Origin of the sequence: Microbispora sp. KK1-11 (assembly GCF_006874435.1) — a bacterium.
Taxonomy (GTDB): Bacteria; Actinomycetota; Actinomycetes; order Streptosporangiales; family Streptosporangiaceae; genus Microbispora; species Microbispora catharanthi.
The window spans coordinates 83,595-102,991 of sequence record NZ_VIRJ01000026.1 but is presented as its reverse complement, the minus strand read 5'-3'; the positions used below and the strand labels follow the sequence as shown (position 1 = coordinate 102,991).

The following is a 19,397-nucleotide window of genomic DNA, read 5'->3' as shown; positions in this document are numbered from 1 at the left end:
CGCTGCCCTCGTCCCCGGCGTCCCCCTGGCCGGGGACGAGGGACGCCGGCCTTCAGCCGAGGTCGGGGTGCGGGACGTAGCAGTCGATCCGCATGAAGTCCTCGCTGGTCAGCAGCGTGTCCATGTCGCCGATGCGCCAGCCCGCGTCCAGCAGCAGGGCAAGCAGCGGATGCGTGCCGGGCACCGCCACGTGGACCAGCCCGGCGCCGGGGTGGGCGTTCGCCGACTCCAGCACGATGTCGGCGCAGTCCTGCGGGGTCGCGCCCCCGGCCGGCCCGATGACGACCTTGTCTCCCGCCGTCCTGACGAACGCGTACCCCGAGCCGCTGAGGTGCAGGGTCACGCCGGGCAGCCCGGCATACCAGGTGAGCGTCGAGGTCCGGTCGCCACCGGAGACGTGGGCGTCCATGGCCGCCGCCGCGTGGACGTCCGCCTCCCCCGGCGCCGCCTGACCGCTGTCGCGCCGCACCGGCCGGTCGCCTAGCGGCCTGCGCTTCAGGTAGAAGAGCGGGCAGCGCGGGCGCATCCCGTTCCTGACGTACAGCGCGAGCGCCCTGTTGTCGTCCGACGCGAAGGTGACCTTGGGCGTGCCGCTCGGCAGCAGGCGGGACAGGATCGTGCGGCCCACCCTCGACGACTGGTGGTCCGGCAGGACGAACAGGTCTCCGAGGTGCGTGACCGCTCCCCGGCGCAGCGTGCCGCCGAACCCCACGATCGCGCCGTCCACCTCGCCGACGAGCACCTCGCCGAACGCGCGTTCGGCGTCCACGAAGTCCGGCCGCTCCGGCCACAGGCCCAGGAGGCCGAAGTGGCCGGCGACGGCGCGAACGCCGGGCATGTCGGCGTCGGCGGCGGGGCGGACGATCGGTTCCCCCATCGGTGCTCCCCCCTGCGAGTTCTCCCCTTGTTCCGATCACCTTAGGGCGCGTTCATCCTCCCGTCGCCCGCCAGGGCATCCGATCGGGACGTAGCCGGGCGGAGCAGGCGGAGGACACGTGAGGATCAGCGACCGGGCCGTGCCGATCACCGCGGCCCTGGCCGCGCTGCTGGGCGGTCTGTGGGGCGTCCGGCGCGGCTCGATGTGGCAGGACGAGGCCACGACCTACGTCGTGGCGGGGCGGGCGCTGCCCGGCCTGTGGCGCACGCTGGGGAACGTCGACGCCGTCCACGGCTGCTACTACCTGCTGCTCCACCCGTTGATCCGGCTCGTGGGGGACGCCGTCCCCGCGGAGGTGGTCATCCGGATTCCGTCCGTCCTCGCCACGGCCGTCGCGGCGGCCGGTGTCGCGGCCGTCGGGCGGCGGCTGGTCTCGGCCCCGGCCGGTCTGTACGCGGGCCTCGCCTACGCCGCCGCCCCGGTCGTCGTCTTCCACGCGCAGGAGGGCAGGCCGTACGCGCTGGTCGCGGCGGCGGTGGTGGAGGCGACGCGCCTGCTCGCCGAAGCGCTGCACGCCCCGTCGCGGCGGACGACCTGGGCGCGCTATGGCGTGGCGATCGCCGTGGCGTGCCTGCTCAACCTGCTCGCCGTCCTGGCTCTGGCGGCGCACGCGGTCACGGTGCTCGTCGCCGCGGCGCGAGGTGGGGGGAAGGGCGTGGCGTCGCGCTGGGCCTGCGCCGCCGCGGGCGCCCTGCTCGCCGTCCTGCCGGTGGCGTGGACGGCGTTCGGCCAGCGCGGCCAGGTGGCGTGGCTGGAGCGGCCCGGCCTGCCGGAGGTGAAGGCCCTCGTGACGCGGTTCGCCGGGACCGGTGTGCTGCTCGTGGCGACCGTCGTGCTCGTGGCGCTCGGTCTGACGACGAATCGGGAGGGAGGCGTGGCGGGAACCGCCGCAGGACGAGCACCCGGCGGCGCGGGCCGGCCGCCCGGGATCGCCGCGTTCGCCGTGCCGCTGGCGCTCCTGCCGCCCACCCTGCTGCTCGTCGTATCGCAGATCCACCCGCTCTACCAGGACCGCTATGTCCTGTTCTCGATGGCGGGGCTCGCGCCGGCGCTGGGCGCGGGGCTCGCCCGGGCCGTACGGCTCCTGCCGCGGACGGGGTGGGTGCGGGCGGCGGCGGCGCTGGCGCTGCCCGCTCTGATGCTGGGGGCGTCCCTGCCGGACCAGGCCGCCGTCAGGCGGATCGACAGCCGCCCGGACGACCCGGCCGCCGTGGCGCGGATCATCGAGTCGAGCCGGCGACCCGGAGACGCCGTGCTGTTCCTGCCCTCGATCCGCCGCCTGGTCGCCGAGGCGTACCCTGCCTCGTTCCGCGGTGTCCGCGACGCGGCGCTGCGGACCGGCGGCGCGGCGTCGGGCACGCTCGCCGGGCGTGAGCTGCCCGCGGGCGAGATCGCCGCATCGCTGGGCGCGGCGCCGCGGGTATGGGTGGTGAGCCGTCCCCACCCCGCACCCGCCGACCTCTCGTCCTCGCGCGACTCCGCCAAGCGGCTGCTGCTGCGGGAGAGCTACCGCCGGGAGCGGACCGTCCGCGTGCTCGGCTACGCCGTACGGCTGTACACGCGGGTCAGCCCTTGACGGCCCCCGCGGTCAGGCCGCTGACGAGCTGGCGCTCGGCCACGGCGTAGAAGCCGAGGGCGGGCAGCATCGCGACCACGATGTAGGCCATGACCCGGGCGATGTCCGTCGCATACTGCCCCTGGAACTGCTGGACGCCCAGCGGGATGGTGAAGAAGCTGTCGTCGCTGAACACCACGAGCGGCAGCATGAACTGGTTCCAGCTGTTGACGACGGCCAGCACGGAGACCGTGGCGATCGCGGGCCGGGCCATCGGCAGCAGGATCCGCCAGAAGAAGCCGAACGGTGAGCACCCGTCGAGGATCGCCGCCTCCTCGATCTCTCCCGGGATGGCCCGGAAGAAACCGCGCAGGATGATGATCGTCATCGGCATGCCGAAGGCGGCCTGCGGGAGGATCACGCCGAGCGGGTTGTCGAGCAGCCCGAACATCCGCAGCAGCACGAACAGCGGCAGGATCGCCACCGCGAACGGGAACATGAGCCCGGCGGCGAACATCGTGAACAGCGCCTCGCGCCCCCGGAAGGCGAAGCGTGCGAACACGAAGGCCGCCAGCGCGGACACCGCGACGACCACGAGCGTGGTCAGCACCGCGATGTAGGTGCTGTTCCAGAGCATGCGCCAGAACGACGACGAGGCGAGGATGCTCGTGTAGTTCTCCGGCACCCAGGGGTTGGGCAGGCCGATCGGGTTGCTCGACAGCTGCCGGGTGGTCTTGAAGCCGCCCAGCACGCCGTACAGCAGCGGGATACCGACGAACAACGCAGTGACCACGACGATCGCGTGCAGGGACAGGCTGCGCAGCGGACCGCCCGACGTCGGCGACTGCCTGTGGCGCTTGGCACTCATCGCTGATCCCTCAACACGGTGGAGGCTCCTTCGAGGTCGCGGCGCATGACGTATCGCTGGTAGAAGAGCGCGAACACCAGGCTGATGAAGAACATCACCACGCTGATCGCGCTCGCGTAGCCGACCTGGAAGCGTTTGAAGCCGAACTGGAACATCGTGACGGCCATGGTCTCGGAGGAGTGCGAGGGGCCTCCGCCGGTGATGATCCAGACCAGGTCGAACAGCTGGATCGCACCGATGACCGACAGGAACACGCTGATGCGGATCGTGGGTCCGAGCAGCGGCAGCGTGACGTAGCGGAAGACCTTCCACCCCGTCGCGCCGTCGATCTGGGCGGCCTCGGTGAGCTCCTTCGGGATGCCCTGGCGCCCGGCGATGTACAAGATCATGTGGAAGCCGAAGTACTTCCAGGTCATGACGATGAACACCGACATCATGACCGTCGACGGGTCGGCGAACCAGTCGAGGGGGTCGATCCCGAACCAGCCGAGGATGTAGTTGGCCAGGCCGTCCGTGGGCGACAGGATCATCATGAACAGGACCGCGGTGATCGCCTCGGACAGCACGTACGGGGCGAAGAACAGCAGGCGGAAGAACGCCCGGCCGCGGATCTTCTGGTTGAGCAGCATGGCGATCCCCAGCGAGAGGGGAAGCTGGATCGCCACCGACAGGATGATCAGCAGCAGGCCGCGCCACAGGTCGCCCAGGAAGACCTCGTCCGCCAGCAGGCGGGTGAAGTTCGCCATGCCGACGAAGTCCGTCGGCAGCCCGCGCATGCCGTTCCACTTGAACACGCTCGCGTAGAAGGCGAGCAGGATCGGCGCCACGACGAGGCCGAAGAAGAGCACGAGCGCGGGCAGCAGGAACAGAAGGATCGTGGTGAACCCCCGGAGCCTGAGGCTCCGGGGTCTCGTCGTCTTCACGCGACAGTTACTCCGACTTCGCGGTTTCCGTGATGGCCTGCGCCACCTGCTCGGGCGTCTTGGTCCCGCCGATCAGCTGGGCCACGGAGTCGTTGACCTCCTGGCCGACGGCCGGCGGGAACGCCTGGTCGAGGTAGAGCTGGAACCCGGTGGCCCCGGCGAGGTTCTTGGCGACCACGCTCAGGTTCGGGTCGGTGACCGCGTCCTCCTCGCCCTTCAGCACCGGGAGCACGCCGCCGGTCGCGACCTGCTTGCGGTGCTCGGTGCTGTCGGTGAGGAACTTCAGGAACTCGATCGCCTCAGCCGGGGCGTCGGCCCCGATCGCGAAGCCACCGCCGCCGCCGAAGGCGTCGGTGATCGCGCCCTTACCGCCGTCGACCGCGGGGAAGGGGAAGAAGCCGAGGTCGTCGCCGAGGCCCTTGCCTGCGTCCTTCTGGACCGCGGGCGCCCACTGGCCCATCAGCTCCATGGCGGCCTTGCCGTCGCCCATCGTGGCGGCCTGGCCGCCCGGGTCGCCGTACGTCGCGCCGAGGTAGCCCTTCTGGAACGGCTGGAGATCGGCCAGTTCCTTGAGCTTCTGCCCCGCCTGCACGAAGGCCGGACCCGTGAAGTCCTTGCTGTCACCGGCCTGCTTGAGGGCGTCGAGGCCGCCGATCCGCATGGCGAGGTAGGCCCAGTAGTAGTGGCCCGGCCACTTGTCCTTGCCGCCGAGCGCCATCGGGGTGACCCCGGCGGCCTTCAGCTTCTTGACGTCGTCGATGAGCTGCGACCAGGTCCCCGGGGGCTCGGCGATCCCGGCCTTCTTGAACAGCGCCTTGTTGTACCAGAAGCCCACCATGCCGATGTCGTCCGGGATGGCGTACTGCTTGTCCCCGACCTTGTACGCCGACAGGGCGGCGTCCGTGAAGGTGCCGAGCCAGGATGCGGCGTCGGTGGTGAGGTCCTTGACCAGGCCCGCGTCCACCTGCTGGGCGAGCACGCCACCACCCCAGGTCTGGAAGATGTCCGGCGCCTTGCCGGACTGGGTGAGCGTCGTCAGCTTCGCCTTGAACGCCTCGTTCTCGTAGGGAACGCTCTTGATCGTGATGTTCGGGTGCGCGGCCTGGAAATCCTTGATCGCCTGAGCGCCGTAGCTCTTCAGGGGTTCGGTGGTCCAGATATTCCAGAACTCGACGGTCACCTTGCCGCCGGCTGAGCTCTTGCTCTCGCCGGCGTCGTTCCCGGTACTACCACATCCCCCGAGGACCAGTGCCGACGCCGCTAAGAGCGCCGCACCTCGCCGACTCAACTTCACGGTGGTTTCCCTTCTGGATTCCGACCGAAACTTTCGGCAGTCGCCCGATAGTTTCTGCGATGGGGCCGAGGTTACAGGGGGGTTAGGTTCATATCAACGGCTGTTGTGCACCTGTTACGCACGGTCGACGGCGAAGGAAAGTACGGCCGGTCGACGACGTCCAAAAGGGATGAATGAGGAGTAATCAGGCGGCATTAACGGGCGGCCGAAACCGAACGGGCGCCCGCTCGGGCGCAGGCCGCGCGAGGAGCGAGGTACGCAAACCTCACCCTGTCACGAAACGTAAACAGTGATCGCAGTAGGGGTGGGAAAAACCGGGCGTATATGCCCAAACTTCACCGGCGAACGAGGACGTCATCCCGCCCGCCGAACACCCCCGGCGGCGGCACGAGATCGATCAGCCCAGCGACGCCGTCGCCGCGCGCAGCTCCCGCAGGGCGGCCAACGCGTGGTGCGCGAGCCCTCTCGCGTCATCACGATCGCCTTCCGACCACAGGGCGTAACCCCGCTTGAAGGCGAGGACGCCCAGCTCGGCCGCGAGATGCGCGGTCGGGTCCGGGACACCGCGGGCGACGAGCGCGTCGGTCATGGCGGCGGCGAGGCCGACGCTCTTGAGCGCGTCTCGCTCCTGAAGTTCGGTGCTGGCCGCCACGGCTGCTTTCAGGCGGGGGCCGAGTTCGCGGTTCGCCGGCCCCATGGCGCCGGACGCGCGTTCGAGACCGGCCGCGACCGCCTCGAGCGGGCTGGCGTCCGCGGGCGCCTCGGCGATCCCCTCGGCGAGCAGCCGGCTCAGGGTCTCCTGGCCGGCGACCAGCAGCTCACGCTTGTCGGAGAAGTGCCGGAAGAAGGTGCTCTTGGTGACACCGGCACGCTCGGCGATCTGCGCCACCGTGGTGGCGTCGTACCCCTGCTCGGTGAACAGGTCGACGGCCGCGACGACGAGTCGCTGGGTCGTCTCCGGTTGCCATCGGGCCATGACCACCATCATAGGTGATGGGACAGTTGTCCCGTGGGTGTGTATGGTGATGGGACAAAGGTCTCGTCACTTCGGGAGATTCTCATGCACGTTTTCGTCACCGGCGGCACCGGCACCATCGGCTCCGCCGTCGTCGCCGAACTGCTCGCCAACGGGCACACCGTTCTCGCGCTGGCCCGGTCGGACAAGTCCGCGCAGGCCCTTACCGACGCCGGCGCCCAGGTGCTGCGCGGACAGCTGGCCGACCTCGACGCGCTGCGGGCCGGCGCCGCGCAGTCAGACGGCGTGATCAGCCTGGCGTTCGGCACCGACTACAGCACCGACGAGGCGCTCGCCCGGTCGATCGCCGAGGAGAGCGCCGCTCTCGCCACTTTGGGCGAGGAGCTGCTCGGCAGCGATCGGCCGATCGTCGCGGTCTCGGGCACGCCCTGGGTACCGGGCCGCCTCGCCACCGAGACCGACCCCGCCCCGACCGAGGGACCTGTGGGCGGTCGCGGCCGTTCGGTCAACGCGCTGCTGGCTCTGGCTTCGCGCGGTGTGCGCAGCGTGGCCGTCCGCATGCCGCGCACGGTCCACAACGAGGGCGAGGGCGGCTTCGCCGGCCTGCTGACGGATCAGGCGCGCCGCACCGGCGTGTCCGGCTATCCCGGCGACGGCACCCAGCGCTGGCCGGCCGTGCACGCGCTCGACGCGGCGGTCCTGTTCCGGCTGGCTCTCGAGTCGGCGCCCGCCGGGACGGTCTGGCACGCCGTGGCCGACGAGGGCGACGCGGTGCGGGACATCGCGGCCGTCATCGGCCGGCGGCTCGGCCTGCCGGTCGAGGCGGTGCCGCAGGAGAATTTCGGCCCGTTCGGCCCGATCTTCGCCATGGACCAGCCGGCCTCCAGCGCCCACACCCGCGAGGTCCTCGGGTGGCGGCCCACGCACCCCAGTCTCCTGGAGGACCTGGAGAACGTCCGGCCCTGAGGCCTCCTCACCCGCCGGGAGGAACGAGTCTCAGCGGGCGGCGGCGGTCGGGCGCTTGCCGTACGCGTGCTTGACGAGCTCGATCAGGACTTCCTTGCCCGATTCCCGCTTGCGCGCGTCGCACAGCATGATCGGCACATCCTGGCCGAGGTTGAGCGCGAGCTTGACCTCGTCCAGATCGAAGACCGGGGCGCCCTCGAAGCAGTTGACCGCGACGACGAAGGGTGTGCCCCGCCGCTCGAAGTAGTCGACGGAGGGGAAGCAGTCGGCGAGCCTGCGGGTGTCGGCCAGCACGACCGCGCCGAGCGCTCCCCGGGCGAGCTCGTCCCAGACGAACCAGAACCGCTCCTGGCCGGGGGTGCCGAAGAGATAGAGGACGAAGTCCTCTCCGATGCTGATGCGGCCGAAGTCCATGGCGACCGTGGTGGTCGCCTTCGCCTCGACCCCGGACAGGTCGTCCACGCCGACGCTGCGGTCGGTCAGCGTCTCCTCCGTGCGCAGCGGCCGGATCTCCGACACGGCGCCGACCATCGTGGTCTTGCCCACCCCGAAGCCTCCGGCGATCAGCAGTTTGATCGCCGTGGGCATCTTCGGCGGGTTCTTCGCGGAATCAGAGCGCCCGAAGGCCATCGAGCACCGCCTTGTACATCCGCTCGTCGAGCACGTCCATCTCCGGTTGGGGCTGCTGCACGGCCACGAAGCCCCGGTCGAACAGGTCGCCGAGGAGGACCCGGACGATCCCGGCCGGCAGGTCCAGATGGGCCGCGATCTCCGCGACCGAAAGCGGCCTGCGGCACAGCCGCACGATCGCCTGATGCTCGGGGTCCAGCCCGATCTCGGCTCCCGTCGTGGGCCGGACGGTCACCGCGAGCGAGATGAGGTCGAAGCGGTCCTGCGCCTCCGTACGGCCACGTGCGATCACGTATGGCCGGATGGTCGGCGCGTCGAGTAAGCGCTCCTCGTCCGGGCTCCACTCGGCGTTCACAGGCGGACCTCTTTCCCGGTGGCCCGGTCGATCGTGGTCCGGGCGGGCGAGGTGAGGTACTGCCCGACGCGCACGACCAGCATGGCCATCTCGTACGCCACCAGGCCGACGTCGGCGTCTCCCGAGCAGAGCACGGCCAGGCAGGCGCCCTGGCCCGCCACGGTCACGAGCAGGTAGGCCGACTTCATCTCCACGATGGTCTGCCGTACGGACCCGCCCTGGAAGCGTTCGCCGACGCCGCGCGCCAGGCTCTGCAGGCCGGAGGCGACGGCGGACAGGTGCTCGGCGTCCTCCACGCGAAGTCCCTGCGAGCCGGCCAGCAGCAGGCCGTCGGTGGACAGCACGATGCCGTGCTCGACCTCGCGGACCCGCGCGACAAGGTCGTCGAGCAGCCACGCGAGGTCCGCGGAGGCCCCGGTCTTCTGCGTCACAGGTTGTCCTCCTCGTCACTCAGCAGTTTCGCGGCCTCGGATCTGCCGCGCCTCGTCCCCGACTGGAACGAGCCCATGATCTTCCGGATGTCGTCCGGCGAGCGGTCCTCCTGCTCCTCCGCCTCGTCCGCGTTCCTCGACTCGTCGGCGAGCGCGGGGGCGAGGTTGGCCTGCGGCACCCGGAAGGGCAGACCCGACGGGGTGAACCCGGCCGAGGGCGCGGGCCTGTCCGGATCGGCGCCGCCCGGCGGTGGGGCGCTCTGCACGGGCCTGGGCGGCTCGGGAGCCCTCGGCACGGGAACCACCTCCTGAACTGGTCCGGGGACCGCTTCGGGCGCGCCGACCAGCGCGATCCTCCGAGTGCCGGGCTCCCGCTGCGGGAGACGACCGGGGCCGGTCTCCTCCTCGGGCAGGGCATCCCCGCCCTCGATGACGAGATCGCGCGGCAGCAGCACGACCGCGGTCGTCCCGCCGTAGGGCGACGCCTTGAGCGACACCCTGATCCCGTGCCGCTCGGCCAGGCGGCTGACGACGTACAGGCCGAGCCGGGCGGTGCTCGACAGGTTGAACTCGGGCGGGTCGGAGATCCGCTGGTTGGTCGCCTCCAGGTCCTCGGCGCTCATCCCGAGGCCGCGGTCCTCGATCTCGATCGCGTAGCCGCTGGCCACCACCTGACCGCCCACCTGCACCATCGTGTACGGCGGGGAGAACGACACCGCGTTCTCGATCAGCTCGGCGAGCAGGTGGATGACGTCGCCCACCGCGCGTCCGATGAGCGCGGTCTCCCCCATCGGCATCACGGTGACGCGGGTGTAGTCCTCGACCTCGGCCAGCGCGCCGCGTACGACGTCGACCATCGGCACCGAGCGCCGCCAGGCGCGGGCGGGGGACGCCCCGGACAGGACGATGAGGTTCTCGGCGTTGCGCCGCATGCGGGTGGCGAGGTGGTCGATGCGGAACAGGTCCTTCAGCTCCGCCGGGTCCGACTCGCGCCGCTCCATCACGTCGAGCAGCGTGAGCTGGCGGTGCACCAGCGACTGCGTACGCCGGGCGAGGCTGAGCAGGATGTCGCGGATGCTCTGCCGGAGCTGGGCCTCCTCGACGGCGGTGCGGATGGCGGTCTCCTGCACGGTGTTGAACGCCGCGCCCACCTGGCCGATGACGTCGGGCCCGAAGTCGAGCGGCGGCGCCTCCGCCTTGACGTCGACCTTCTCGCCCTGGGCGAGGCGGGCGACCACTCCGGGCAGCCGCTCGTTGGCCAGTTCGAGCGCGGCCTCGCGCAGCTTCTCCAGCTGACGCACCAGGGCCCGGGCCGTGGTGACCGACAGGACGATCGACGCGATGACCGCCACCAGGCCGAGCACACCGGCCAGCAGGAGGCGGGTGAAGACGGCGACGGCGACCGGGATGGCCCGTTCGACCAGCGCGTCACCGGCGTCGATGACCACCTTCTGGAGCTGGGTCATCGCCGCGTCCGCGGCGCCCCGCCACTGCGTCTCCGCCACCATCGGCGGACGGCCGGCCTGCCTGCTGAGCGAGAGCTGGTCTTCGAGACTGCGGAGGGTGGTCACCGACGGCGACTTCCTCCACTTGTCCAGCGCCGCGCGGTCGGCCGGCGGCAGGTCGGCCGCGGCCCGGTCGAGCTCGAACCGGGCGACACCCACCATCTGCGTGAACTGCCGATGGTCCTGCTCGGTGAACCGGCCCTCGGCGAAAACGCCGGCGATCATCGCGTCCTCGCGGGCGAGCAGTTCGCGCGCCCGGCTCATGGCCGACAGCGTGCGGCCGTCCTTGGCGAGCGTGGCGTCGTCGAGCGTGGCGACCGCGCCGTACATCGCGTCGAAGGCGTCGATGACGTCGCTGTAGGCGTCTTCCGTCCGCGTGCGGTCGAGGCGCCCGGCGTCGATTGCCGACCGGGTCTCGCGCAGGCCGTCGAGCCGCCGCAGCGTGTCGTTCAGGTGCACCATCAGCGCGTCGTCGGCCGCGAGGCGGACCTTGTCGCTGGTGGCCGACTCCTTGAAGGTGCCCACCGCGGCGTCCGTGCGGGCGCGCTGGTCCTGCAGTTCCTTCCGCAGCACCCGGGCGGGGTCGCCGGCGCGGGTCACCGACAGCCGGCGCTCGCGCTGCAGTTCCAGCAGCAGCGGCTCGCTCGGCTGGGCGACCCCGCTGTCGATGGTGGTGGCCCAGATGAGGTTGACGCCCTCCCGGACCGTGACCCACGCCGCGAACGCCCACAGGGCGGTCAGTGACACCAGCAGGGCCGCGACCTTGGTTCGCACACGCGAATTCCGGAAGCGCATAGACATACCACCCAGCGAAGTCAGAACGCCCTAACAGCGCGTTTACCAGCCATTAACAATCGCCCGCCGTTTAGGGCAGCCCGGACTGCCCAGCGAAAAGACCGCGCCGCGCCTCGCGCCACCCTAGCAAAGGGCTGGAAAACCGCTCAACCCGCAAGATCCAGCGAGGGCATGTCCGAATTAAGCGAAATTTAGATTAGCCCAGGCGATCATAGTTGACCGGCTTGTTGGACAACAAGTCCACTGGACTGTGCGAGATGCAGGGCGGCGAGCACGGCCGCCCGGACGACCGCCAACGGCAGATAGAGGTCCTTGTCGTGCCAGAGCGCCGGCCCGTCCGCCGGGTCGGCCGAACGCAGCAGGTAGCGGTACCCTCGCCGCACCGCCTCCGCGCGGTCTTCGTCGCCGGTCAAGGGACCGGTCATGAGCAGGAGCTGCACGGCGTACGCCGTCTCCTCGGCGGTGCCGCCCCACCGGCCCCAGGAGCCGTCCTCGCGCTGGGTGTCCAGCACCCACCGTACGGCCGACCGCACCGCGACCACCGATTCTTGCCCGCCGAACTCGTGCAGCGCGAGCGCGCAGGACACGGTCGCGTAGTAGGGCGAGGCGTGCCAGCGGTCGTCCCAGCTTCCGTCGGCCCGCTGCCGCTCGCGCAGCCAGGCGGCGAGCCTGGCCAGCACCATGGCGTAGCGGGGGGCCTGCTCCGGCCGGGCCGCCGCGTACTGGCCGAAGGCGTCCAGCACGTGAGCGTTCACACTGACCGAGGAGCCCTCCTCGCCCTGCCAGGTGCAAAAGTGCGTCGGCGTCTCGAAGGCCCACAGGCTGTCCGGCTCGTACGGCACGCCGAGCAGCGCCAGCGCGTACAGCGCGACCGAGGTGGTGTCGGCGTCGGGCGGCAGCCCGGCGCCGGCGGGCGTGCCCTCGGGGCCGATCGCCGCGCGGAGATCGGCCAGCATCTCCGGCGGCACGTCGAAGGGAATACCCGCCCGGGCGAGCCAGCTCAGCACCCAGCCGCGCTCGAACACGGTGATCGGCAGCCCCACCGGCACCGGGCCGCCGTGCCGCAGCGCCACCGCCTCCAGATAGCGCCGGGCGTGGTGGCCGGGATCGGGCAGGGCGCTGCCGCTCAGCCAGGCCGCGGTCGCCGCCGGCGAGGCTCCGACCGTTCCGATCGAGGTCGGGTGGACGGCCGGGGCGCTGGCCGCCGATCGGCCGGCCACCTCCAGCGCGTGCAGGAGTTTGTCCGGCAGGGCGGCGCCGGACTCCAGGCGCTGCCGGATCAGGGTGAGCGGCCCCTCGCTCATCCCCTCGGGGATCGGCAGACGGCCGATCTCGCATTCGCTCAGGCCGTCCAGGTGCGCGTTGATGAGCGACACGAGCGCCGGCACGATGATCTCGATCGCGGGGGTGTCGGGCAGCGTGACGACCGCCGTCTCCGCCAGCCAGCCGGACAGCACGCGCAGCCCGCGCCGGACCGCGCCGATCAGGACGTCCCGGTCCACGCCGTGGTCGCCCCTGGTGAGGACCGACAGCAACGCCTCGGTGGCGCTCAGGGTCGGGACCAGGCCGTAGCCGTCGGGCACGCCCCATGACCCGTCAGGTCGTTGCGTGGCGACGAGGTACGCCACCCGCTCGTCGTGGCCCAGGAGCCAGGGAGCCAGGGTGACGAGCCGCCCGGTCTCGTAGACGGACGGCGACACGTGGCCCCACGGCCGGGACATCAGGTCCCGCATCAACTCGCCCGCGGCCGCCGGCACGTCCACCGGCTCGTCCACCTGTCCGGCAAGGGAGACATCACTCACGTTCAAGCTCGCCCCAATAGTCCACGAGCCCGTAGAAGCCCGTGTTGAAACCGATCTGTCGTTCGAGGTAGGCCGCGGCGCGCGGGCTGCGCGCCCGTACGGGCCCGAGAAGAGTCAGGCAGCGGCCGCGGATCTCGTTCATGCGCGCGGTCACCTCCTCGGCGCCGGCACCGAAGGCCAGCGCGTTGGCGTCGCCCTGGCCGCGCTCCCGTTCCCGGGTGGCCAGGTCGTTGAGCAGGCGCAGGTAGCGCTGCACCTCGTCGCCGACCCGCAGCAGCTCGTCGATGTGGCCGACCGTCCAGGGGTCTCCCGTCCTGATCCAGTGGGACACGTTGACGAAGGAGGACCCGCAGCCGTCCGCGCCGTCGAGGTACTCGTCCAGAGAGACGGGCGCGCCCTCCTCCTTCCACCGCCACTCCCGCACCATCGCGCGCAGCGTCCGCCCGAGCCGGTCGAGCCAGACCGCCCGCAGGGCGGCGAAAGCGGGCGCCGTCGCCAGGTCGTCCCGCAGGTCGGTGAGGAAGCGCACCACGGCGGGGGCGTCCCCGCCCGGGCCGGTCTCGGCCGCCGCCAGGCACTCGGCGACCAGAGCCTCGGCCTCCGCGCGCGAGCCGGCGACCTGGTCCACCAGGCGGTCGACCGCGAAGATCCACAGCGACGCGCGGCCGACCGCGCGCAGTTCGTCCGGCGACGCCCAGGGCGAGCCGAACGCGGTGACCATCGACAACGCGGCGAAGAACGCCGGATCGAACGGCCTGGCCGGGAACAGCTCGCCGTACGCCGCGGCGCAGGTCTGGAGATCGCGCTGGCACCGCGTGGCGAGCGCACACGTCCTGCCCAGATCCGCGGCGAGAGCCGTCTCCTGCTCCGCGAGGTGCTCGGCGATCATGTGCGGGCACGCTCGACGAACGTGAGTTTCACCTTCTGGTTCGGCCGCAGGGAGGAGGCGAGCCGCGGCCGGACCGGCCTCGACGCCGTGAGCACGGGACGGTAGCGGCTCAGCAGGCCCGCCATGAGCAGCTGCGCCTCGATCATGAACAGGTGCTGGCCGAGACACTGGTGGGGGCCGCCGCCGAACGGGAAGTAGGCCCAGCGGTGCCGCCGCTCCCGCTCCGGCGCGAAGCGCTCGGGGTCGAACTCCTCCGGCCGGTCCCAGAACCCCTCGAGCCGGTGCGTGAGGTAGGGACTGAGCATCACCGTGGAGCCGGCTTTGACCGTGACTCCGCCGATCTCGTCCGTCTCCACCGCCTGCCGCGGCAGAATCCAGCCCGGCGGGTACAGGCGCACCAGCTCGGACAGGAACATCTTCAGGTAGCGCAGCTCGGGCAGATGGGACGGCCCCACCGTCTCGGTCCCGACCACCTCGTCGATCTCCGCGTAGACCTTCTCCGCCAGCTCGGGATGCGCGTCGAGGGCGACCCACGCCCAGGTGAGCGCGGTCGCCGAGGTCTCGGTCGACGCGCCGTGCATGCTGACCATGTCGTCCCTGATCCGCCGGTCCCCCGCCTCGCCCGGGTCGCCCGCGCGGGCGCGGCAGATCGCCGAGACCACATCCTTGCCGTCGGCCGCCGTACGGCGGGCCTCGTGGACCCGGGGGTACACAACACTGTTGATCGTTTCGATGGACCGGCGGAAGGGCCGGTCGCCCGGCAGCGGGACCGAGTCCGGCACGAACGGCATCAGCAGGCGCGGCCATGTGGCCGTCACCGCCACCTCGTACGCGGGAATGAGGCGGGCGATGTCCTCTCTCGAGATCCGGTCGCCGAAGAAGAGCCGGACGATCGTCGGATGGACGATGGCCGAGATCCCGTCGACGACGTCGAACGGCTCCCCGGGGCGCACGATCGCGTCGATCTGCTCCGCGACGATCTCGGCCATGCGCTCGGCCAGCGAGTCGACGTACTTCGCGGTGAACAGGGGCTGCAGGACCCGGCGGCTGTCCTGCCAGGTCTCGCCGTCCGACAGGATGCCGCCACCCAGCAGCGGGACCAGCGGATCCCAGAACATGCCCTCGCGGACGTAGTTGGGCTGGTTGGTCCGCAGCACGTGCTGGACGTGGTCCGGGTGGGTCACCAGGTAGGGCCGGAATGGTCCCATGTTGAGCCGGACGAGCCTGCCGTCGGCCTGCCTGCCGACCTCTTCGAAGGCGGAGACCGGATCGCGCGGATGCCTCGCGAGAGACCGATAGAAGGGAAGAATGTCCGCATTTCGGGTCGGCTTCGGACCTACATGGATCGACATCCGGTCTGCTCCCCACCTGACGATCACGCCGATTCGCGAAGTATCACATGATCCAATCGGATTGATCAACAATGCAGGTCAGTGACACTTTTGTGCCGGTGTGGCCGTAGATGCGTACATAGCCAGATTTGCCGCTAGAGACGGGTTTGACCTTCCGGGAAAAAGGGAAGGGCCGGGCCTCATGGCCCGGCCCTCCTCAGGACGTGTCGTCAGGCGTGGCTGGTCACCAGCAGCGCGATGCCCACGAGGATGACGATGGGAATCAGCCACACCACGACCTCGCCGAGGAACTCCTTGTACATGGGGACCGAATCCTCTCGGTGACGTGCGAAAAGTAGACCGACGTGCAGCATATTCGGTCGTGCTGCCAGGTGGAACCCGGCATCGCCGCAGGCGATGAACGAGGTGGCGGCCGCGTCTGGAGTGCCCTGTGGGGTCAGCGGTGGACGCGACCGCCCACCGGCGAGACATCGGGTGAAACGTACATACATCCCCGCTGGTCAGGGCCTTTTCCGCGCCTCCTCCCTGGGGCGGGCGACGCGCCGCTCTCTACCATCGCGCCGGACGGCACGAGGGAGAGATGCGATGTCGAAGAGAAGCGCGGTGGTGGCGGCCCTGCTCATGGTGCTCGGGCTGCTCGTCGCCCGGCCCGCCGAGGCGGCCGCGGTGCGGATCATGCCCCTGGGCGACTCGATCACCGGATCGCCCGGCTGCTGGCGGGCCCTGTTGTGGAACAAGCTGCAGAACGGAGGCTTCACCAACATCGACATGGTCGGGACGCTGCCCGCGCAGGGATGCGGGGTGCCGTACGACGGCGACAACGAGGGCCACGGCGGCTTCCTCGTCACGAACGTCGCCGACCAGAACCAGCTCCCGGCCTGGCTCTCGGCGACCCGTCCCGACATCGTGATGATGCACTTCGGCACCAACGACGTGTGGAGCAACAAGCCCACCGACACGATCCTGGCGGCCTACGGCAAGCTCGTGGACCAGATGCGGGCGAGCAACCCGAACATGAAGATCCTGGTCGCCCAGATCATCCCGATGAACCCGAGCACCTGCCCCGAGTGCGCCCAGCGGGCCGTCACCCTGAACAGCGCGATCCCTGGTTGGGCCGCTTCGAAGACCACGGCGGCCTCCCCGATCGTGGTCGTCGACCAGTGGACCGGCTTCAGCACGAGCACGGACACCTACGACGGCGTGCACCCCAGCGACAGCGGCAACCAGAAGATGGCGGACAAGTGGTACCCCGCTCTCGCGGCCCTGCTCGGCGGCGCGCAGCCGTCCCCCAGCCCGAGTCCCAGCCCGAGTCCCAGCCCCAGCCCGACCCGCAGCCCCAGCCCCAGCCCCAGCCCCTCGCCGACCCGGTCGCCTTCTCCGTCACCGTCCCCCTCGGCCTCGCCGTCGTCCGGGCCCTCGGGCTGCAGTGCGACCTACAAGATCACCAATCAGTGGGGCGGCGGCTTCCAGGGTGAGGTCACGGTCAAGAACACGGGCACCGCTCCGATCAGCGGCTGGACCGTGACCTGGACCTTCGCCAACGGGCAGCAGGTGACCCAGGCGTGGGGCGGCAAGGCCACCCAGAGCGGGGCGAGCGTGACCGTGAAGAACGAGAGCTGGAACGGCTCCCTCGGCGCCGGCGCGAGCACCACGTTGGGCTTCATCGCCTCCTGGAACGCCTCCAACTCCGCCCCCACGCCCGCCTGCGCGGCCGCCTGACCTCGTTCGGGCCGGGCCTCTGCCGGCGCGGTCGGCCCGCCCGGCAGGCGTGCGTCCCCCGGTGTCCCCTATGCGGGCCCGGGGGAGCGCGCTTACGGCGGGATGCACGTGTTCCGAACTGTTCGTGACAGCCGCCGTCTCACGGTCCCCGGCCGTGTTCCCTGGTGCGGGTGATCCCCTCTGACCGGTCATGGCCGGATATCGACGTGGTCGGCGCCGCCGTCCGCGACCCCGTCACCGTGTACGGCGGCACCGGCTCCGTGCGCGAGCTCGCCCACGAGGGCAACCGGGTCCCCGACGTCGCCGCCCTCGACGCCCGCCGCCTCGTGGTCGCCTGGCGGGCCGGGGTGGCCGACCCCGTGGACCCCTCCCCCACCGACCAGGGCGCGATCATGTACGCCCGGTCCGGGGACGGCGGCCGCACCTGGACCACCGGCACGCTCGCGGCGGCCACCTCCACCCATCGCTACCACTACGTGGTGTTCCTCAAGGACGGCGACGCGCTGCTGGCGCTGCTCGGCCGGATCGCGGTCGCGGCCGACCGCGACGCCGCGGGAAACGTCGACGGCTTCCCGGTCACGATGGTCGCCCGAAGGAGCATCGACGGCGGCCGCACCTGGGCCGACCACCCCGTCTCCGTCGCCGTGCCGCCCAACTCCCGTGGGGTCGTCGTGGCCGGCAAACCGGTCAGGTACGAGGGCGTCTGGCTGGTGCCGTACTGGCAGGCGGCGAGCGGCACCACCAGGGCGGGCGTGCTGCGCTCGGCCGACCTGGTCGCCTGGACGCCGGGCGCCCTTGCGGACAACCCGCCCGGCCTGTCCGTCGAGGAGCCGCAGGTCGTCGTGTCACAGGACGACCCGCGCACCCTGCTCATGGTCGCGCGCACGCTGCGCGGCGGCACCGCGGCGGACAAGGACGCCCACTACCGCACCCACGCCGCGTACGCCGCGACCGCGACCAGCACCGACGGCGGGCTCACCTGGTCCGCCTTCGCCGTGAACCCCGAGCTGCCGAACTACTACGTCAAGACCTTCTTCACGAAGGACGCCCTCGATCGCTACCTGACCGTCTACAACACGCTGGCCGGGCCGTTCACCGGCCCCGCCTCCGCGAAGCCCGACCAGTATCGCGAGGTCCTCCACTACAAGGTCAGGCGCCCGGGCACACCGTGGGGCCCGGGGCGGCTCTTCGCCGACGGCAGGCGGCTCACCCAGGGCGCGGCCCGCGGCTGGGACGTCTACGCGTCGGCCGACGAGTACGAGCCGGGCCGGTTCTTCGTCGTCTGGGAGCACAACCAGATCGAGATCAAGCTCGCCCGCCTCGACCTGGCCGACGTCTTCACCGGGATCGCCCCCGGCTGGGGCGGGTGGACCATGAGCGGCGGCGCCGAAGACATGGGATCATTGGGCGAGGACGGCCCGGCCCCGGCGGGCTCCTCCCCTGACGACGCCCGCGGTCTCCGCCTGACCTCCGGGCGGATCAGCCGCCCGTACGGACCGTCTGAGGGCTTCGTCCTGACCTTCCACGGCAGGGTGACGCGCTTCCCGAGCTCCGGCGACGGCCTGGCGATCGAGGTGAACACGGGCACGCGCCTCCTCAGGATGGCCGTACGGCCCGACGGGCCGCACGCCCTGACGGCGGACGGATGGGTGCCCGTCCCCGGGGTGGAAGACCGGTGGCGGGTGATCGTCGACGCGGCGGGCACCGCGACCGCGCAGGCCGTTCCGCCGGCCGGCCCGCCCGGAGCGCGGTGGACGGTCCCGTCGGCGGACGGCTCACCGGGCGTGTCGATCGGCGGCGACGGGGAGGCCGTGCTGGAGCTGGTCGAGGTGACCGACCACGTGGCGGGCGGCTCCTGGACGGGATGGACACTCGACCGGGGGGCGGCTCTCATGGGCGGCGGCCTGCGCCTGCGCAGCGCCACGAGCGGGGTCGTCGCAGCCGTGCTGCCCCTCGACGTGACCAGGGCGTGCGACTTCACTGTGGAGTTCCGGGCCCGGGTGATCGACGACAGCGCCCTGGACCCGCGGACCGGACGAGGGGTCAGCCTCGGGACGAAGGTCGCCAACGGCGCGCGGCGGCTCATGCTGACGGTGCAGCGGGGCGGCGTGTGGACGATGACGAAGGGATCCGGCACCTGGGAGAGGATCCTCACGCTCCCCGAGGCCGGGAGACCCGCCACCTGGAAGGTGACCGTGGACAGCGCGGGAGTGGCCCGCCTGCACCGCGACGGCGCGGACACGGGCGCGACCTGGGTGGTGCCGGACAGCAGGGAGACACCGCAGGTCGCGCACTGGGTGGCGGGGACGGCGGGCGGCAACGCGGCCGAGGCTCACATCGACTGGACCCTGGTCACGGCCACCCTCGGCACCCGTTGAACGGTGCGAGCCGCCTCGCCGA

Annotated in this window: 16 protein-coding genes; 4 read left to right on the top strand and 12 right to left on the bottom strand. The window is 71.3% G+C overall.

The genetic code is table 11. The features are described 5' to 3' along the window. Window positions 1-52: 52 nt before the first annotated feature. Window positions 53-877: a GNAT family N-acetyltransferase gene (locus tag FLW16_RS30745; protein WP_142563621.1), complete on the bottom strand. Its 825-nt coding sequence runs from the start codon at window positions 875-877 to the stop codon at window positions 53-55. 118 nt (window positions 878-995) lie between these two features. Here FLW16_RS30745 and FLW16_RS30740 point away from each other — a divergent pair, with 118 nt between their 5' ends. Next, on the top strand, window positions 996-2,513 hold the full coding sequence (locus FLW16_RS30740; RefSeq protein ID WP_142563620.1) for a glycosyltransferase family 39 protein: 1,518 nt from the start codon (window positions 996-998) through the stop codon (window positions 2,511-2,513). On the opposite strand, the gene FLW16_RS30735 is transcribed toward FLW16_RS30740, so the two are convergent. The 4 genes from FLW16_RS30735 to FLW16_RS30720 all read right to left on the bottom strand — a co-directional run bounded on the left by FLW16_RS30735 (window position 2,503) and on the right by FLW16_RS30720 (window position 6,553). Continuing rightward, window positions 2,503-3,360: a carbohydrate ABC transporter permease gene (locus FLW16_RS30735; RefSeq protein ID WP_142563619.1), complete on the bottom strand. Its 858-nt coding sequence runs from the start codon at window positions 3,358-3,360 to the stop codon at window positions 2,503-2,505. The genes FLW16_RS30740 and FLW16_RS30735 overlap by 11 nt on opposite strands. Then, a complete protein-coding gene (locus tag FLW16_RS30730; RefSeq protein ID WP_142563618.1) occupies window positions 3,357-4,283 on the bottom strand; it encodes a carbohydrate ABC transporter permease in 927 nt (308 codons plus the stop codon). Before FLW16_RS30730 ends, FLW16_RS30735 begins: the two co-directional genes overlap by 4 nt. Window positions 4,284-4,290: 7 nt before the next feature. Further along, window positions 4,291-5,577 (bottom strand): extracellular solute-binding protein, encoded by a 1,287-nt coding sequence (locus tag FLW16_RS30725; protein ID WP_142563617.1) that lies wholly within the window; start codon window positions 5,575-5,577, stop codon window positions 4,291-4,293. A gap of 397 nt (window positions 5,578-5,974) precedes the next feature. Then, complete coding sequence (locus tag FLW16_RS30720) at window positions 5,975-6,553, bottom strand: TetR/AcrR family transcriptional regulator (RefSeq protein WP_142563616.1); 579 nt, start codon at window positions 6,551-6,553, stop codon at window positions 5,975-5,977. An 84-nt stretch (window positions 6,554-6,637) separates the two neighbouring features. On the opposite strand from FLW16_RS30720, the gene FLW16_RS30715 reads away from it, so the two are divergent. Beyond that, window positions 6,638-7,519 (top strand): SDR family oxidoreductase, encoded by an 882-nt coding sequence (locus tag FLW16_RS30715; protein ID WP_142563615.1) that lies wholly within the window; start codon window positions 6,638-6,640, stop codon window positions 7,517-7,519. Window positions 7,520-7,549: 30 nt separating this feature from the next. On the opposite strand, the gene FLW16_RS30710 is transcribed toward FLW16_RS30715, so the two are convergent. The 7 genes from FLW16_RS30710 to FLW16_RS30680 form a co-directional block, all read right to left on the bottom strand. Beyond that, complete coding sequence (locus FLW16_RS30710) at window positions 7,550-8,149, bottom strand: ATP/GTP-binding protein (RefSeq protein ID WP_142563614.1); 600 nt, start codon at window positions 8,147-8,149, stop codon at window positions 7,550-7,552. Then, entirely contained in the window at window positions 8,130-8,504 is a 375-nt protein-coding gene (locus tag FLW16_RS30705) for a DUF742 domain-containing protein (RefSeq protein ID WP_142563613.1), read from the bottom strand. Before FLW16_RS30705 ends, FLW16_RS30710 begins: the two co-directional genes overlap by 20 nt. Beyond that, window positions 8,501-8,935, bottom strand: coding sequence for a roadblock/LC7 domain-containing protein (locus FLW16_RS30700; RefSeq protein ID WP_142563612.1), 435 nt, complete (start codon window positions 8,933-8,935; stop codon window positions 8,501-8,503). Before FLW16_RS30700 ends, FLW16_RS30705 begins: the two co-directional genes overlap by 4 nt. Beyond that, window positions 8,932-11,214 carry a nitrate- and nitrite sensing domain-containing protein gene (locus FLW16_RS30695; protein WP_260615741.1) on the bottom strand — a complete coding sequence of 761 codons (2,283 nt, stop codon included), beginning with the start codon at window positions 11,212-11,214 and terminating at the stop codon, window positions 8,932-8,934. The genes FLW16_RS30700 and FLW16_RS30695 overlap by 4 nt, the downstream gene beginning before the upstream one ends. Window positions 11,215-11,444: 230 nt before the next feature. Beyond that, entirely contained in the window at window positions 11,445-13,037 is a 1,593-nt protein-coding gene (locus FLW16_RS30690) for a prenyltransferase/squalene oxidase repeat-containing protein (protein WP_260615740.1), read from the bottom strand. Next, on the bottom strand, window positions 13,030-13,926 hold the full coding sequence (locus FLW16_RS30685; protein WP_142563610.1) for a terpene synthase family protein: 897 nt from the start codon (window positions 13,924-13,926) through the stop codon (window positions 13,030-13,032). Before FLW16_RS30685 ends, FLW16_RS30690 begins: the two co-directional genes overlap by 8 nt. Further along, window positions 13,923-15,278 carry a cytochrome P450 gene (locus tag FLW16_RS30680; RefSeq protein ID WP_142563609.1) on the bottom strand — a complete coding sequence of 452 codons (1,356 nt, stop codon included), beginning with the start codon at window positions 15,276-15,278 and terminating at the stop codon, window positions 13,923-13,925. Before FLW16_RS30680 ends, FLW16_RS30685 begins: the two co-directional genes overlap by 4 nt. Before the next feature lie 585 nt (window positions 15,279-15,863). On the opposite strand from FLW16_RS30680, the gene FLW16_RS30675 reads away from it, so the two are divergent. Further along, window positions 15,864-16,997, top strand: a complete 1,134-nt coding sequence (locus FLW16_RS30675; RefSeq protein WP_142563608.1) for a cellulose binding domain-containing protein — start codon at window positions 15,864-15,866, stop codon at window positions 16,995-16,997. Between the two features lie 170 nt (window positions 16,998-17,167). Beyond that, the gene (locus FLW16_RS30670) at window positions 17,168-19,375 is read left to right on the top strand and encodes a sialidase family protein (RefSeq protein WP_142563607.1); all 2,208 of its coding nucleotides are present in this window, start codon (window positions 17,168-17,170) and stop codon (window positions 19,373-19,375) included. The last annotated feature ends 22 nt before the right edge of the window (window positions 19,376-19,397 follow it).